The sequence below is a fragment of the Nocardioides hankookensis genome (assembly GCF_042658885.1).
Lineage (GTDB): Bacteria > Actinomycetota > Actinomycetes > Propionibacteriales > Nocardioidaceae > Nocardioides > Nocardioides hankookensis.
The window spans coordinates 874948-891255 of the sequence record NZ_JBHSRJ010000004.1; the positions used below are offsets into that span (position 1 = coordinate 874948).

Genomic DNA, 16308 nt, shown 5'->3' on the forward strand with positions numbered 1-16308 from the left:
GGGTGCCGCGCCCACTGCTCGCGGTGGGCGTCGCGGTGCTGGCCGTGACGACGGTGATGGTCTTCGTGGGCGGGTGGCGGACCGGGGTCTCGTGGGACGAGACCTACCACGTGCTGCGGATGCGCAACTACCTCGGACCGGGCTGGTACCTCCTCAACGGTGACCTCCTCGACGGCAAGCCCGGGCCGTGGGAGGACCAGCAGTTCGTCTACGCACCGGTGACGATGAGCCTGCTGCACCTGTGGTCCCTGGCTGCGGGCACCGACGGCTCCGGGGAGGTCTCGGCCACCGCGACGGCGTACGCCGCGCGCCACCTCGGCCTCGGCCTCCTCTCGCTCGGGTGCCTGGCCGCGGCCGCCACGCTGGCCCGGCTGGTGCTGCACCGGTGGTCGTGGGGCCTGCTCGCGGCCGCGGCGCTCGCGGCGATGCCGGCGTGGACCGGGCACGCGATGTTCAACGTCAAGGACGTGCCGGTCGCGACCGGCTACACGCTGACCACGCTCGGGCTGGCCGTGGTCGTGGTCGCCCCCCGACGGCGTACGGCGCTCGCCGGCGCGGCGACCGTCGTGGCGGGCATCGTGCTGGCCGCCGGCACCCGCCCGGGCATCTGGCCAGGCCTGGCCCTGGCCGCCGTGGTCGCCGCCGTGTTCCTCCCGCGCGGACGTCGGCTCTCGGGGGCGCTCACGATCGGGGCCGCGCTCGTCGTGGCCGTCGGGGTCGTCGCGGTCGTCTACCCCGCGCCGTTCGCGACCCCGGCCGACGCCCTGCTCGGCTCGGTCCTCGAGTCCTCCCGGTTCGGTGACCGCAGCGTGAGCCGGTGGTACATCCCGGTCTTCCTGCTCGCCGAGGTACCGACGCTCCTGCTGCTGCTCGGTGGCCTCGGCTCCGCGGTCGCCGTCCGCCGGCTCTGGGTCGGACGGCAGGGCACCGACACCCGCCGGGTCGTGCTCGCCCTGGTGCTGCTCCAGGCGTTCACCCTGCCGGTGCTCTCGATCGTGCGGGGCTCGAACCTCTACAACGGCCTGCGCCAGCTGCTCTTCGCCTACCCCGCCCTGGCGGTGCTCGCGACCGTCGGCGCAGCCGTGCTGCTCGGTGCGGTGGCGGGGGAGCGACGTACCTGGCTGCGCGTCTCCGTCCCGCTGCTGGTCGGTGCGGCCCTGGTCGTGCCGGTGGTGGTGCAGGCCCAGGTGTTCCCCTACAACTACACGGTCCGCACGGTGCCCGCGATGCTGCTCGCGCCGACGGTCGCCGATCACTGGGCCGACTTCGAGCTGCCGACCGACTACTGGCGCACGAGCGTCCGCGAGCTCGCGCCCGAGGTGCCGCAGGGCGGTTGGGTGACCTGTCAGCCCAACGGGTCTGGCGCCGACTTCATGCGCTGGTCCAACGACGGCCACGAGGACTGCACGACGGACCCGATCGGCCCGCTCGCGCCGTACGACGGCCTGCGCAGCGGCACCTGGCCCGCGCCCGAGACGGAGTTCCTCGCCGTGATGAGCGGCGTCGACCGGATCGGCGCCAACTGCACCCGCGTCGCCGACGTCACCCGGCGGATGTGGTGGCGCACCATGACGATGTCGTACGTCGCGACCTGCGACCTGGTCACGACCGACTACCCGGCCGGCGGGCTGCGGTTCACCAGCGACGGCAACGGCGGCTCGGCCCTGCTGGGCGGCTGGAGCGGCGGCCACGTGGAGCCGGGCGTCGGGCTGTCGCGGGAGTCGGGGCAGATCGGCTTCACGCTGCCGGAGTGGGCGCGCGGCGGGGACCTGGTCGTCGTGCTCGACGTCGAGGGTGGCCACGGCGTCAGCCTCGAGGTCAACGGCGAGGCTGTGCCCGTCGCGGGCGACGGCTCGACGCTGCGCGCCGCCGTCCCGGCCGCGCTCGCGGCGCAGGACGGCGAGGGGCGGCTGCTGGTCCGGGTGCGCGACGCCGACCACGACGTCCGGGTGCTCGGCCTGCAGCTCGAGGAGGGGACCGTCCGGTGAAGCGTCTCTACGTCTGGTCCGTGCACACGCTGCGCTCGGTGCTCGCGGCGACCGGCGTTCTCGCCGTCCTCGACCGCGCGGCCGGCCGGTCCCGCAGCGGCCTGTGGGTGCGGTCGCTGCTCGCGGTCTACGACGCCGACGACATGTTCCGCCTCGGCGTGCCCTGGTGGACCTTCGACGCGATCGACGTCGTCGACGACTTCCTCCGCACCCGCCCGCGGGCCCGGGTGCTGGAGTGGGGGTCCGGCGCCTCGACGCTGTGGCTCGCGACCCGGGCGGCGGCGGTCGCCAGCATCGAGCACGACGCCGCCTGGGGCGGCCGGATGGCCCGCGAGCTGAGCGCGCGCGACCTCGACAACGTGCACCTCCTCGTCGTCGAGCCGCGCCGCGGCCCCGGCGGGGTCACCTCCGCCAAGCCGGGCTTCGCGGGCCTCGACTTCACGGCGTACGCCGACGCGATCGACCGGGTCGACGGCGAGTTCGACCTGATCGTGATCGACGGCCGGGCCCGCGAGGCGTGCCTGGTGCGCGCCCTGGACCGGCTCGCGGACGGCGGCCTGATCCTCTTCGACAACGTCGACCGGGCCCGCTACCGCGACGCCATCGAGGCGCTCGGGACGCGGCTGCACGTGACCTGGACCCGCGGCGTCACGCCGTCGCTGCCCTACCCCACCCGGACCGCCGTGATCGCCGTACCCCGCCGCGAGGTGTCCGCATGACCCGCGGGCGGCTCATGGACGTGCTCCGCTGGGTCTTCCTGGCGGCCGTCCTGGGGTTCGCGTTCTGGGGCCTGCACGACCGCGGCGGCGAGCTGCTCGACACGGTGCACCGCACGTCGGTCGTCGGGCTCGTGGTCGCCGCGGCACTCGTGCTGGCCGGGCTGCTGGTCACCAGCGTCGCCTGGCTGCGCCTGCTCGCCGGCTACGGCCACCGGATGCCGCCGGGGGAGGGCCAGCGGGTCTTCTTCGTGGGCCAGCTCGGCAAGTACATCCCCGGCTCCGTCTGGTCGATGGGCGCGCACGCCGACCTGGCCCGCGGCTTCGACGTGCCGATGCGGGTCACGGTCGGCACCTCCCTGATGTTCCTCTGGCTCAACCTCGCCACCTCCGGCCTGGTCGCCGGCATGCTCGCCGTCTCCGGCTGGTGGACGCCCGGGCTGCCGACGTGGCTGGTCGTCCTCGGGCTCGTCGGCTGCGTCGTCGGCCTCACGCCCCCGGTCGTCGAGCGGGTCGGCTCCCGGCTGGCGGGCGGCTCCGGCCACCTGCGCCTCTCGCCCGGCGCCGTCGGCGTCCTCGTCGGGCTGATGGCGGTCACCTGGACCTGCTACGCCGCCGCGATGATCGCGCTCGCCCCGAGCCCGTCGGTGGACCTCTTCCCGGTCGCCGCCGGGGCGTTCACGACGGCGTACGCCGTGGGCGTGCTGGTCGTGCTCGCCCCCGCGGGCATCGGTGCCCGCGAGGTCACCCTGGTCGCGCTGCTCGCGCCGGTCACCGGCGTCACCACGGCCACGGCGCTGGCGCTGCTGACCCGCGCGCTGCTCACCGGCGGCGACCTGCTCCTGGCCTTCCTCGCGTGGGCAGTCGTGCGCGCGACACGCCGGAGGGCCGTCGTGCCGGACCCCACTGTCGGTGGCGGCTGGGAGCGTTCCTGACATGAGCACGAGAATCGACTGCGACACCTGCGAGGTGCGCGGGCTGCACTGCCACGACTGCGTGGTCACGGTGCTGCTGGGCCCACCCCCCGAGCTGACCTTCGACGACGACGAGCAGCGCGCGCTCGACGTCCTGGCCGAGAGCGGGCTGGTCCCGCCGCTGCGACTGGTGCGGCCGGTGGACCCGCCGCACATGGAGTCCGCCTGAGTGACTGGTGGGGCGGATGTGACCTGTGTGACAGGTGGCCACCCGATTCGGCAGGGCCGCGCACAAACTCCTTGCAAATTTACGGCGCGTTGCCGATGGAGAGTTTGGCGACAGTGGGGGCGCAGACTAACCTCAGTCGCTCAGGTGGCCGAGGACGTGCATCACTCAGGTGCGCGCGGCCACCGCGCTGAGTCCGGGCCCGTCGACCTGTCGGAGGCCCGGAGCCGGGGAACCATCGGTAGCGGGCCCGCCCGCTGCCAGGGGTGAATCCCTGTGACGGCGGTGGCACTCGGGCCACCTCGGAGCGGGGTAGGGCAAATGTCGTGCCCGAATCCGTCAGCTCACCCGGTAGGCGTACGACGTCACAAGGAGAACGCCCGCCCGTGCAGAAGAGCCGCAAGCGACTCATCACGATGCTGTCGGGTGGCGCCATGATCGCCGCTGTCGGCTTCATGCCGACCACGCCCGCCCAGGCCGAGCCCAGCATCGACGACGTCCAGAAGCGCGTCGACAAGCTCTACCACGAGGCGGAGCAGGCGCAGGAGCGCTACAACGACGCCAAGCTCGAGCTCAAGGACCTCCAGGGTGACCTGGACTCCCTGAAGGCCGACCAGGACCGCCAGGACGACGCCTTCGAGGAGGTCCGCGGCCAGGTCCAGGACTCGGTCGTGCGGCAGTACGAGGGGCAGAGCCTCTCCACCGTCGGCCAGGTCGCCCTGTCCGACGACCCCCAGTCCTTCCTCGCGCAGCTCTCGACGATGTCGGCGTTCAACGACCTCCAGTCGCAGCTGTTCGACAAGTACGCCACCGAGGCGCAGGCGCTGAGCATCCGCCAGAGCGCCACCGAGAAGCGCGCCGCCGACGTCGCTGAGACCGAGAAGGTCCTGGCGAAGGAGAAGTCGGTCGTCGACGACAAGCTCGCCGAGGCGCAGGCCGTGCTCGGCGACCTCAAGGAGAAGGAGCGCGAGGAGATGCTCTCGCGCGGCGTCGTGCGGCTCCCGTCCGACGTCCCGGTCTCCGGTCGTGCCGCCGCCGCGGTCCAGTACGCGCTCGCCCAGGTCGGCAAGAGCTACGTGTACGGCGCCGCCGGCCCGAGCGCCTTCGACTGCTCCGGCCTGACGATGATGGCCTGGGCCCAGGCGGGCGTCGGCCTGCCGCACTCCTCGAGCGCGCAGTACAGCACCGGCCCGCACATCGCGGAGTCCGACCTGCAGCCCGGCGACCTGGTCTTCTACTACAGCCCGATCAGCCACGTCGGCATGTACATCGGCAACGGCATGATCGTGAACGCCGAGAACCCGAGCTCGGGTGTTCGCGTCACGAGCCTGCACGCCATGCCGTACGTCGGTGCGGTGCGCCCCGGCTAGGAGCCACCCGGCAGAATGCCGGGGTGAGCGTCACGCCAGATCAGCCTCGAGAGGCCGGTCGCCCGCGTTGGTGGGTGGCCGGCCTCTCGCTGTGCCTGCTGGTCGCCTCCGCCCTGCTCGCCTGGTCGCTCACCCACGACGACACGTACGTCGCGCCGGCGCCGCGCGCCGCCCGCCCCAGCGTCGAGCCGACGCTCGCGACCACGACGCTCGCGGCGTTCGAGACGGCAGTGCGTGAGCGCGACCAGGACGCCGCCCGCGCGCTGGCGCCGGCGGGCGACCCGGCCGCGGGCGACACGTTGGCGGCACTGGTCGCCAACGCGGACGCGCTGGACGTCGGCGACTTCACGTTGCGCTACGTCGACGACGACGGTGCGCCCACCTCCGACGGTGCCTGGGACGCCGCGGTCGACGCGACCTGGCGGTTCCGGGGCTTCGACACGGTCTCCGGCCGCGCCGAGGTGGACGTGCACCTGGTCGACGACGGCAACCGGGTCGCGCTGGCCGGGTTCGGCGGTGGCGGGCGGGTCTCGCCGGTCTGGCTGTCCGGGCCGGTGCAGGTACGGCGCACGCCCTCGACACTCGTGGTCGTCGCAGGCTCCTCCGACGTCGCCGACGACTACGCCGCGCGCGCCGAGGCGGCCGTGCCGGTCGTGCGCCGGGTGCTGCCGAGCTGGCGCCGCGGCCTGGTGGTCGAGGTGCCCGCGTCCGTGGACGCGCTCGAGGCCGCGCTGGGCGCGAAGGAGGGCGACTACGACCAGATCGCGGCGGTCACGACCTCGGCCGACGGCTCGAGCGCGCCGAGCTCGCCGGTGCACGTGTTCGTGAACCCCGACGTCTTCGGCAGCCTGCGACCGACCGGCGCCCAGGTGGTGATGAGCCACGAGACCACCCACGTCGCGACCGGCGCCTGGGACAGCCGCACGCCGTTGTGGCTGCTCGAGGGGTTCGCCGACTACGTGGCGCTGCGCGACGTGGACCTGCCGGTGGACCGGTCGGCCGCCCAGATCATCGCCGCCGTACGACGAAGCGGCGCGCCACGCCGGCTGCCCGACGAGGGGGCGTTCGGCACCCGGACGCCGCACCTCGGCGCGACGTACGAAAGCGCCTGGCTGGCGTGCCGCGAGATCGCGCAGGAGACCAGCGAGGCGGACCTGGTGGCGTTCTACCGGGCCGTCGACCGCGGGCAGCCCCTCCCGGCCGCGCTCGTCGCCGAGACCGGCCTGACCGTCGCGGAGCTGACCGCCGACTGGCGCAGCGAGCTGCAGGAGCTGGCCTCGTGACCGCGACGCCGGACCGCCGCGTCGCCCTGGTCGTCACCGCCGTCGGGGGCAGCGCGTTCGTGGTGCTCGCGATCCTGCTGGTGCCCTGGCACCCGGTGCCCGGCGGCACACCGGGCCCGGTGCCGGCCGCGTCGGTCTTCACCGCCGAGCAGATCGCCCGCGCCGAGGACTACTCGCGCTGGGCACGGGTCTGGAGCTGGAGCTCGCTCGCGGTCTCGCTCGTCGTGTCCTGCGTCCTCGGCTTCAGCCGGTGGGGTCCACGGCTGGTCGGGCGGCTGCCCGGCTGGTGGTGGGTGCGGGTCGTGCTCGCGGTCGCGGCCGTGGTGGTCGTCGGCCGGGTCATCACGCTGCCCTTCGCGGTGCTGATGCGCCGCCACGTCCTCGACTACGGGCTGAGCGAGCAGGGCTGGGGCGGCTTCGCCGCCGACCTGGTGCGCACCGAGGCGGTGCAGGTCTTCGCGACCTCGGTCCTGCTGGTCGTGCTGATCGGCTGCGCACGCCGGTGGGAGCGGGCCTGGCCTGCCGTCGCCGCGGCCCTGGCCGGCGCGCTCGTCGTGCTCGGCTCGTTCGTCTACCCGGTGCTGGTCGAGCCGATCTTCAACGACTTCACGTCGCTGCCGGACGGGCCGCTGCGCACCCAGGTGCTGGCCCTGGCCGACCAGGAGGGCGTCCCGGTCGACGACGTCCTGGTGGCCGACGCCTCGCGGCGTACGACGACCCTGAACGCCTACGTGTCGGGCTTCGGCAGCACCCGCCGGGTCGTGCTCTACGACAACCTGGTCAACGACGTGCCGCGCGACGAGACGCTCTCGGTGGTCGCGCACGAGCTCGCCCACGCGAAGCACGACGACCCGCGCACCGGCACCCTGATCGGCGCCGCGGGAGCGGTCTTCGGGGTCGGCCTGCTCGCGCTCCTCGTGGGCGCGCTCGCCGGACGCGGGCGCCCGCCGATGCGCGACCCCGCCGTCGTACCCCTGGTGCTCGCCCTGGTCGCGATCGGGACGCTGCTCTCCTCGCCGATCCAGAACGCGATCAGCCGGCAGATCGAGACCCGGGCCGACGTCGACGCGCTCCTGGTCACCCGGGACGCCCGCGCGTTCGAGGCCGTGCAGCGCGAGCTCGCGCTGCGCTCGCTCGCGGACCCGACCCCGCCGGCCGTGTCCCAGTTCTGGTTCGGCTCGCACCCGATCGGGCTGACCCGGATCGCGATCGCCCGCCAGCTCGACGATCGCGGGTACTGAGCCGATCCGACAGCAGGACGTTCGGCGGACCCGTATGGCCCGAACGGACTACTCCGGTCGAGACCATCACCCGATCCCGCTCAACCACGGGGCGGACGAGGATTCCTGTCATCGGGGCAAGCCCCGGACCGGCAGAACCGGTACCCCCACCGGCCCGGTGCGAACTTGAAGGGATTCACCATGGAGCACCTGCGCAACCTCCTCCACACCTCCCGCGCCGAGCGCGACGAGGCCGGCGCCTCCGCCGTCGAGTACGGCCTGCTCGTGGCCGGCATCGCGGCCCTCATCGTGGCCGTCGTCTTCATCTTCGGCGGCATGATCAGCGACACGTTCCAGGACACCTGTGACTCGATCTCGGGTGAGCAGGCCGCTGCGACGAACAGCGCCAGCACCGCCGACTGCTCGTGATCGCCTGACCTACCCAAGCTTTCGGTCGTGGTCCGCGACCCCCGCAACGCGGACCACGGCCGAAACACATTTCTGGACGTTGGACACTCAATCGGCAGCGAGGAGCAGCTGATGCGAGCCCATGACGAGACTGGTTCCTCGGCCGTCGAGTACGGCCTGCTCGTGGCCGGCATCGCCGCCCTGGTCGTGACGGTCGTCTTCACGCTCGGCGGCATGGTCCGCGACACCCTGTTAGACCCCGGCTGCGACAAGCTGGCCGGACAGATCGCCTCCGCCAACGGCGGGGACGCGGACTGCGAGAACTGACCGCGGTCGGCTAGACGCCGATCGTGTCGACGCTCGAGAGCAACCCGGTGCGCATCGCGATGACGATGGCCTGGGCGCGGTTGGCGGCTCCGAGCTTCTGGTAGATCCGGGCGACGTGCGTCTTCGCCGTCGACCGGCTGATGTAGAGCTCACCGGCGATCTCACCGATGCCCAGCCCGTCTGCGAGCAACCGCAGGATCTCGGTCTCCCGGTCCGAGAGGCGTCCCGACTCGCGGGCGGCCCGACGACCGAGGGCCTGGAGCAGACCGGCCGCTGCGAACGACCGCGGTGATACCACGGAACGGCGGGCGGCGTTGACCACGTCGGAGGAGGGGGCATCCTTGCCGACCAGCGCCGACGCGCCCGCATCCATCGCAGCCAGCAGCGGCCGGTCACCGGTGTGCATGGTCAGCACGACCAGGCCGGTCTTGTCGTTGCCCCGGCGTACGGCGCGCACGATGTCGATGCCGGTGCCGTCGGGGAGCTGGAGGTCGGTCACCACGACGTCGGGCCGCAGGTCGGCGTAGGCCGTCATCGCCTCCGCCACGGTGGACGCTGCCCCCACGACGGCGAGGTCGGACTCGCGGTCGAAGACGCCACGCAGGCCCGCGCGGACCAGGTCGTGGTCGTCGACGAGCAGCACCGTGGTCGGGGTGGTCTGGCCAGCAGTAGGCGTTGTCATGCGGGGACCCTTCCGGTCTGCGACTCGGTGCCCGAGTCGAGGTCGTTGATGCCGAGCGCACCGGGCGCTCGGACCCTCAGCACCACACCGCCACCGGGGCGGGAGGTGAGCAGGAGCTCGGCGCCGATCAGGCGGGCGCGCTCGCGCATGATCTGGAGGCCGTGGGAGTCGGCGCGGGCGGCGCCGAGCCCGGTGCCGTCGTCGCTGACGGTCACCTCGGCGTACGGCGCAGCAACCCGGCAGGTGACCCAGACGTTGCTGCCGCCCGAGTGCCGGACGGCGTTGGTGATCGCCTCCTGGCCGATGCGGAGCAGCTCCGACTCGACCTCGGGGCGCAGCCGGGCGCCCTGCTCGTCGACCCGCACGTGGAACGCGATGCCGGTGAGCGTCTGGACGTGGCGGGCCATGTCCTCCAGGGCGGCACCGAGGCTCTGGCCGGGGCCGGTGTCGGTGCGCAGCTCGACCAGCGCGCGGCGCAGGTCGGAGAGCACAGCACCGAGGAAGCCGCGCAGCTGGTCGAGCAGCTGTGCCTGCTCGAGCGGGTCCGGGTGGCCGTTGATGGCGTCGAGCAGGTAGCCGACCGAGGCCAGGTCCTGGGCCACGCCGTCGTGGATCTCGCGGGCCAGCCGGCGGCGCTCGGCGACGGTGGCCGTGTTGCGGAAGCGGGTGAAGAGCAGGGCGGTCTCGAGCACGACGGCCTGGTCCTCCAGACCGGTACCGAGGCGCTGGAGACGCTCGCCGAGGGCGATCCGGTCGACCGTGGGGGACAGGTGGCCCGACGCGACAGCGATGACCCGGCCGTCGCTGAGCAGCGGCACGGCGAAGGAGTGCCCGGTGACGGCGGGCCGGGCCCGGGCCACCGCCCGCAGCGCCAGGTCTGCGCTCGAGCCGGCGGACGCGCCCGCGACCCAGACCAGCTCGCCGTCGTTCGGCGCCTGGAGCATCAGCCCGCGCGCCGGCAGGTCGGCGTCGCTGAGCGAGGCGCTGAGCCGGTTGAGCAGGTCGGTGCCGAGCACCTCGGGCTCCAGGGGCGAGCCCAGTCGGTCGGAGACCGACGCGAGCTGGTGGATGAGGGACTGGGCGGTCCGGTGCGCGGCGAGCTGGTCGGAGCCGAGCAGGGTGCTGTGCAGGGCCGCGCCGATCAGGCCGAAGCCGATGCCGGTCAGCAGCCAGGTGAAGGTCGTGCTCGCCAGCTGGATCGTCATGGCGTCGGCGAGGCAGGCGACGGTCACGAAGACCGCGAACGCCGCGCCCAGCACGAACATCCCGGCCTGCGCGCCGCGCAGGATCGCGGCGGTGACGGGCGGGATGGCGAGGACCCCGAGGATACCGGGGCCCGACACCTCTGCGAGGTTGCAGGTGACGGCGCACACGAGCCCGACGGCTGCGGCGCTGACCACCTCGACGGCGAAGACGCCGCGGACCATCCGGTGCTCGGCCACCTGGGTGACCGCCCAGATCAGGCCGACCGTGCCGACCCCGAGCAGGACCACGCCCTCCTGGGAGGAGACCGCCGGCGCGAGCACGGCCACGAGGCCGAAGACCCGGGCGATCCCGGCCAGGCCACGCCGCCTGCGCTGGGCCGCGGTGAGCTCCGAGCCCGCCCGGCTGACCCGCCTGCTCCGTCTGTTCACTGGCCGATCCCGCTGCCCATGATCGAGATCGCGGCCGGGCCCATCACCGCGATGAAGAGGCAGGGCAGGATGCAGAAGATCAGCGGGACCGTGATCTTGACCGGCACCTGCTGCGCGCGCTGCTCGGCGCGCTGCCGGCGGCGTACCCGCATCTCGTGCGACTGGGTGCGCAGCACCTGCGCGACCGGGATGCCGAAGGAGTCGGCCTGCGCCATGGCGCCGACGAAGGAGCGGACGTCGGCGACGTTGCTGCGCTCGCTCAGCGCCCGCAGCGCGTCGCCGCGGCCCTTGCCGATCTGCATCTCGTGGAGCATCCGGTTGAACTCGTCGGCCAGCGGACCCTCGGTGCTGCGGGCGACCTGCTGGATCGCGGCGTCGAAGCCGAGGCCGGACTCGACGCAGATGGTGAGCAGGTCGATGGCGTCGGGCAGCTCGCGCTGCATCAGCTCGGTGCGCTCGTAGGTGCGCTGGTAGAGGTAGAGGTTGGGGCCGAACCAGCCGACCGCGGCGCCGAGGGCGAGGAACGCGATCCGCATCATCGGGGAGACCCCGAGGACGAGCGAGAGCGCCAGCGCGATCGCGAACCCGACGAGGGTGCAGAGCACCTTGCCGGACACCACCCTGTCGACGGTCCAGCCGGGCGGGTTGCCGGCGAGGTCGAGCTTGTGCCGCAGCCGCTCGGAGGAGTCGGCGCCGGTGAGCCGGCGCCCGATCCGCAGCGCCCGACGGCGCATCGGCTCGAGGATCCGCTCGGCGAAGGGCGGGTCGATCTCGCGGGTGAGCGAGGTCGGGGCGGGGGAGGTGATGGACTCCAGCACGGCGATCGAGCGGGCGACGCCGCCGGGCTGGACGCCCGGCCGCAGGGCCGCCGCCGTCAGGGCCAGGGCGACGGCGACGAAGCCGACTCCGAGGACGAAGAGCAGGACCATCTCAGACCTCCACCTTCACCATCTTGCTCATCCAGAACACGCCGACCGCGAGCAGCGTGCCCGCGCCGGCCAACATCGCCAGCCCCATCGGGGTGGTGAAGAGCGGCATCACGTAGTCACGGTTCGTGACCAGGAGGTAGAGCAGGAACGCCGGGGGCAGGCCGCCGAGCACCCACGCGGAGAGCTTGCCCTCGGCTGCGAGCGCGGCGACCTGGCGGCGCATGTACTCGCGCTCGCGCATCGTCGCCGCGACCGTGCCGAGGAGCTCGGCCAGGTTGCCGCCGATCGGGCGCTGGATCCGGATCGCCATGACGACCCAGCCGAGATCCTCGCTCTCGAGGCGCTCGGCGACGCCCTCCAAGGCGTCCTCGAGGTCGACACCGAGCCGGGTCTCGACGAGGGCCCGCCGGAACTCCGACGAGATCGGCTCGATGCCCTCCTTGACGATCGTGTCGGCGGCCTGGGGGAGCGAGAGCCCCGCCTCGAGGGCGCCCGACATCAGCTGGAGCGCGTCGGGGAGTGCGGCGTTGAACGCCTTGCGACGCTTGGCGCGCCGGCGGCCGAGGTAGATCCACGGCCCGAGCACGCCGACGGCCAGACCGATCACGCCGACCAGCACGCTGCCGCCGGTGAGGAGCAGGCCGAGCAGGGTGGACGCCGCGGCGATGCCGGCGTGCACCAGCAGCCACTCCGGCGGGCGCAGCTCGCTGCCGGCCCCCTCGAGCCGCAGGCCGATCCGCTCCTCGAGCCCGCGGTTGCGCGACAGCATCTTGGTCGCGGCCTCGCGGACCGGGGCCAGCGCCTCGGTCTGTCGGGTCGGCGCTGACGAGTGCTGGCCGCCGATGTAGGCGTCCACCCGTGCGGCCGCACCGAGCGGCTTCGGCTTCGCGGGCACCAGGACCAGCAGGAGCAGCAGCACGCCCACGCCGACGGCCGCGATCCCGGCGTACACCGCCCAGGTGGGCAGCTGGCGCGGGCCGGGCGCCACGGCGTCGGACGTGACGGCGGGGAGCTGCCGGACGACGCGGACCGTGACGTACGCCGTGGCGGTGAGGGTGTCGGTGGCCGTCGGCAGGCTGACGGTCACGTTGGCCTCCTTGGCGGTGATCGTCTCCGGCACCGTCGCCGTGACGAGCACCTGGCGCCCGAGCGCGTCGGCCTCCGAGGAGAAGGCCGCGTCGAGCGCCGCGGGCTCGGCGCTGATCATCTGGCCGTGCGCGGCGGCGGCGAGCGTCGCGAGCGACGGGTCCTGCGCCTGGAGCGACACGGCGTCGAGCAGCACGCCGCTGTCCCGGACCGCGTCGGTCACGGTCCTGAGCGGAGTCTTCGTGGTGTCGGCACCGTCCGACAGGACGAGCAGCGACCGCTGGCCCTCCTGTCCGGCGACGGTGATCGCCGCCTGGATGCCCTCGAGGAGCCGGGTGCCGTGACCGAAGCCGAGCCCGTCGACGACCGACCGGGCCTGGTCGCGGTCGAGGCTGGGCTCGAGCGGGGTGGCCACCTCGCCGTCGAAGGTGACGATGCCGACGTAGACGTCGTCGGGCACGGCGTCGAGGAAGGCCATGGCGGCGTCGTGGGCGGCCTCCGCGCGCTCGCCGCGCATCGAGTCGCTGGTGTCGATGGCCAGCACGGCGGTCCGGCGTACCGTCCCGGAGGCGCTGGCCAGCTGCGCCTCGGCGGTGGCCGCGGTGCCGGCGAGGTCGACCGTGACGCCGTCGAGGTCGACGTCCGCACCCGGGGGCACGGAGACCAGCACCCGCAGCTGGTGGCCGACCAGCTCGACGTGGTTGACCCCGGCCCCGGAGTCGTCGGCTGCTGCTGCCGCCGGCCCCGCAACAAGCGGCCCTGCGACGCACAGCGCGGCGAGCGCGCACGCGAGTGCCGCGCGCGTGAAGCGCCGCGCGCTCCGGAGCCGGGGTGTCTGGGTGGTCACGGGCGTCACCCGACCGTCGCGAAGATCATCGGGTCGACGTGGACGTTGGACTCGCGGAGCTTGTCGAGCAGCTTCGGCCGCAGCCCGGTCGCCACCAGGCGGCCGAGCACGCGACCGTCGCTGTCGTAGCCCTGCGAGTGGTCGAAGACGAAGATGTCCTGGAGGGTGATGACCTCGCCCTCCATCCGCTCCACCTCGGTGATGTGGGTGATCCGGCGGCTGCCGTCGCGGAAGCGGGACTGGTGCACGATCAGGTCGACCGCGGAGGCGACCTGCTCGCGGATCGCGCGGATCGGCAGGTCCATGCCGGCCATCAGCACCATCGTCTCGACGCGGGAGAGCGTGTCGCGGGGGCCGTTGGAGTGCACCGTGCAGATCGAGCCGTCGTGACCGGTGTTCATCGCCTGGAGCATGTCGAGCGCGGAGGCGTCGCGGACCTCGCCGACGATGATCCGGTCGGGCCGCATCCGGAGGCTGTTCTTGACCAGGTCGCGGATGCTGACGGCCCCGCGGCCCTCGATGTTGGACGGCCGCGACTCCAGGCGTACGACGTGGTCCTGGTGCAGCTGGAGCTCGGCGGCGTCCTCGATGGTGACGATCCGCTCGTCGCCGGGGATGAACGACGAGAGCACGTTGAGCGTCGTCGTCTTGCCGGCGCCGGTGCTGCCCGACACGACCACGTTGAGCCGGCCGCGCACGCACGCGTCGAGGAAGTCGCGCGCTGTCCGGGTGAAGCTGCCGAAGCGGATCAGGTCCTCGGAGGTGTACGGGTCGGCCGCGAACTTGCGGATGGTGAGGATCGAGCCGTCGACCGCGAGCGGCGGGACGACGGCGTTGACGCGCGAGCCGTCGGGAAGGCGCGCGTCGACCATCGGGCTGGACTCGTCGACGCGGCGGCCGACCCGGGACACGATCTTGTCGATCGTGCGACGCAGGTGGGCCTCGTCCGCGAACCGCGCCTGGACGGCGGTCAGGCGTCCCTTGCGCTCCACGAAGATGCTGTCCGGGCCGTTGACCATGACCTCGGAGACGTCCACGTCGTTCAGGAACGGCTCGATCGGGCCGTAGCCGATGATGTCGTCGCGGATCTCCTGGGTGACCCGCAGCCGGTCGCTCGCGCTGAGCGGGCGCTCCTGGGCGCCGAGGACGTCCGCCAGGATCGTGCGCAGCTCCTGGTCGAGCTCGTCCTGGTCGAGGTCCGCCTCGTAGAGCCGGGGGCCGAGGGTGTTGAGCAGCTCGGCGTGCACGGCCCCGCGGACCTCGTTGAGCCGGTCCTCGTCGGCCCCGCCGGCACGACCGCCGCGGCCGCGGGCCTCGGGCTCCGCTGGCGCGGGGGTGGCCCGTCGCTTGCCGGCGACCGGGGCTTCGTTCGGGGTCGGCTCGGCCACGTCGTGACGCGGGCTGGGGACGGTGCCGGGCTGCTGGGCCTGGCGCATGGCGGCGAGCCGCTCGGCGAGAGTGCTCACGTCATCACCTCCGGAGCTTCATGCGCCGGCTGCTCCGGCGGCGGGGGGCGTCCTCGTCGGCGACGGCGAACGGCTCGCTCGCACCGCCGGACAGCTGGGCGGCCAGCCCGCGGATGGCACTGCTGACCGCGTGCTCCGGCTGGCTGGACATGATCGGGACGCCCTGGTTGGTGGACCGGGCGACGTCGATCGAGCTCTGCATCCGGACCTTGATCCGGCGCGCCAGGATCTCCTCCGCCTGCTGGACGGTCAGCCCGGTGTCCTCGTCGGCGTGGTTGAGCACCACGTGGTGGTGGCCGGCCGCGATCCCGAGCGAGTCGAGCGTGGCCAGCCCGATCTTGACGTTCTTGAGCGTCGGCAGGTCGAGGGTGGCGACCATGACGCACTCGTCGCTCTCGTCGAGCGCGGTGAGGGTGTGCTCGTCGAAGTCCGGCGCGGTGTCCACGACGATGTAGTCGAAGCCGGTGCGCAGCGTGGCCAGGATCCGCGAGACGAGGAGCGCCGTGATGCGCTCGCGTACGTCGGGGTGGTTCGGCGGGGCGAGCACCATGACCGACGCCTCGTGCCGGGTCAGCAGGCCTTCCACGAGGGGCAGGTCGACGGCCGACTCCGAGCCGATCGCGTGCTCGATCGAGTGGGTGGGCAGCAGCTGGAGGGTGATCGCCACGTCGCCGAACGCGAGGTCGAGGTCGACCAGGCAGACCCGCTTGGCGCCACCCTTGCTCAGGGCGACCGCGAGGTTGACCGCGAGGGTCGTCTTGCCGACCCCGCCCTTGGGGGAGAAGACCGTCACGATCCGGCCCGTCGCCGCGGCGCTCCCGGGTCCGCGCAGGGCGAGGTGCAGCTCCTCGGCGCGGGCGACGGAGCCGAGCAGTCCCGCGGTGTCGCCGAGGGCGACGACCTCGCGGACCCCGGAGGCCATCGCCCGGGTGAGCATCGCCGCTTCCAGGCGCTCGCGGACCAGCACCAGGCTCAGCGTGGGCTTGCCGACCCGCAGGCCCTCGCAGAGCAGCAGCGCCTCCTCGAGCGGGATGCTCGGGCCGATCACGACGACGTACTCCGTCGGGTGCTCGTCGAGCCACCGCAGCAGGCGGTCGCCGTTGGGCACCCCGTGTGCGGACTGGTGGGCGGTGCTGGGCAGTGCGGCGAGCAGCGCTGCGACAGCGCCGCTGTCCGGGTCGACGACGATAGGCATTTTCGAGCTTCCCTCCG

Annotated in this window: 15 protein-coding genes and 1 riboswitch; of the genes, 9 read left to right on the forward strand and 6 right to left on the reverse strand. The window is 73.2% G+C overall.

Annotated elements, in window-relative coordinates; genetic code table 11:
* Window positions 1–2: 2 nt before the first annotated feature.
* The 9 genes from ACFPYL_RS10650 to ACFPYL_RS10690 all read left to right on the forward strand — a co-directional run bounded on the left by ACFPYL_RS10650 (window position 3) and on the right by ACFPYL_RS10690 (window position 8452).
* On the forward strand, window positions 3–1988 hold the full coding sequence (locus tag ACFPYL_RS10650) for a hypothetical protein (protein ID WP_379153672.1): 1986 nt from the start codon (window positions 3–5) through the stop codon (window positions 1986–1988).
* Window positions 1985–2707 carry a class I SAM-dependent methyltransferase gene (locus ACFPYL_RS10655; RefSeq protein ID WP_379153674.1) on the forward strand — a complete coding sequence of 241 codons (723 nt, stop codon included), beginning with the start codon at window positions 1985–1987 and terminating at the stop codon, window positions 2705–2707. Before ACFPYL_RS10650 ends, ACFPYL_RS10655 begins: the two co-directional genes overlap by 4 nt.
* Complete coding sequence (locus tag ACFPYL_RS10660; protein ID WP_379153676.1) at window positions 2704–3639, forward strand: lysylphosphatidylglycerol synthase domain-containing protein; 936 nt, start codon at window positions 2704–2706, stop codon at window positions 3637–3639. The genes ACFPYL_RS10655 and ACFPYL_RS10660 overlap by 4 nt, the downstream gene beginning before the upstream one ends.
* A gap of 1 nt (window position 3640) precedes the next feature.
* A complete protein-coding gene (locus ACFPYL_RS10665; protein ID WP_056148899.1) occupies window positions 3641–3847 on the forward strand; it encodes a hypothetical protein in 207 nt (68 codons plus the stop codon).
* 185 nt (window positions 3848–4032) lie between these two features.
* A riboswitch (cyclic di-AMP (ydaO/yuaA leader) is annotated at window positions 4033–4204 on the forward strand.
* Between the two features lie 26 nt (window positions 4205–4230).
* Entirely contained in the window at window positions 4231–5214 is a 984-nt protein-coding gene (locus ACFPYL_RS10670) for a C40 family peptidase (RefSeq protein WP_379153678.1), read from the forward strand.
* A 23-nt stretch (window positions 5215–5237) separates the two neighbouring features.
* Complete coding sequence (locus ACFPYL_RS10675) at window positions 5238–6497, forward strand: hypothetical protein (RefSeq protein ID WP_379153679.1); 1260 nt, start codon at window positions 5238–5240, stop codon at window positions 6495–6497.
* A complete protein-coding gene (locus ACFPYL_RS10680) occupies window positions 6494–7738 on the forward strand; it encodes a M48 family metalloprotease (RefSeq protein WP_379153681.1) in 1245 nt (414 codons plus the stop codon). Before ACFPYL_RS10675 ends, ACFPYL_RS10680 begins: the two co-directional genes overlap by 4 nt.
* 180 nt (window positions 7739–7918) lie before the next feature.
* Complete coding sequence (locus ACFPYL_RS10685; RefSeq protein ID WP_379153683.1) at window positions 7919–8146, forward strand: Flp family type IVb pilin; 228 nt, start codon at window positions 7919–7921, stop codon at window positions 8144–8146.
* Window positions 8147–8257: 111 nt separating this feature from the next.
* The gene (locus tag ACFPYL_RS10690; RefSeq protein ID WP_379153685.1) at window positions 8258–8452 is read left to right on the forward strand and encodes a Flp family type IVb pilin; all 195 of its coding nucleotides are present in this window, start codon (window positions 8258–8260) and stop codon (window positions 8450–8452) included.
* A gap of 10 nt (window positions 8453–8462) precedes the next feature.
* On the opposite strand, the gene ACFPYL_RS10695 is transcribed toward ACFPYL_RS10690, so the two are convergent.
* From ACFPYL_RS10695 to ACFPYL_RS10720, 6 genes are read right to left on the reverse strand one after another with little or no spacing between them, the layout of a single operon-like run.
* On the reverse strand, window positions 8463–9134 hold the full coding sequence (locus tag ACFPYL_RS10695; RefSeq protein WP_379153687.1) for a response regulator transcription factor: 672 nt from the start codon (window positions 9132–9134) through the stop codon (window positions 8463–8465).
* A complete protein-coding gene (locus ACFPYL_RS10700) occupies window positions 9131–10768 on the reverse strand; it encodes a sensor histidine kinase (protein WP_379153689.1) in 1638 nt (545 codons plus the stop codon). The genes ACFPYL_RS10695 and ACFPYL_RS10700 overlap by 4 nt, the downstream gene beginning before the upstream one ends.
* Window positions 10765–11697, reverse strand: a complete 933-nt coding sequence (locus ACFPYL_RS10705) for a type II secretion system F family protein (RefSeq protein ID WP_379153691.1) — start codon at window positions 11695–11697, stop codon at window positions 10765–10767. Before ACFPYL_RS10705 ends, ACFPYL_RS10700 begins: the two co-directional genes overlap by 4 nt.
* A gap of 1 nt (window position 11698) precedes the next feature.
* Window positions 11699–13630 (reverse strand): type II secretion system F family protein, encoded by a 1932-nt coding sequence (locus ACFPYL_RS10710; protein WP_379153693.1) that lies wholly within the window; start codon window positions 13628–13630, stop codon window positions 11699–11701.
* A 5-nt stretch (window positions 13631–13635) separates the two neighbouring features.
* Window positions 13636–15096, reverse strand: a complete 1461-nt coding sequence (locus ACFPYL_RS10715) for a CpaF family protein (RefSeq protein ID WP_379153695.1) — start codon at window positions 15094–15096, stop codon at window positions 13636–13638.
* Window positions 15097–15100: 4 nt separating this feature from the next.
* Entirely contained in the window at window positions 15101–16291 is a 1191-nt protein-coding gene (locus tag ACFPYL_RS10720) for an AAA family ATPase (RefSeq protein ID WP_379153697.1), read from the reverse strand.
* Window positions 16292–16308: the final 17 nt, after the last annotated feature.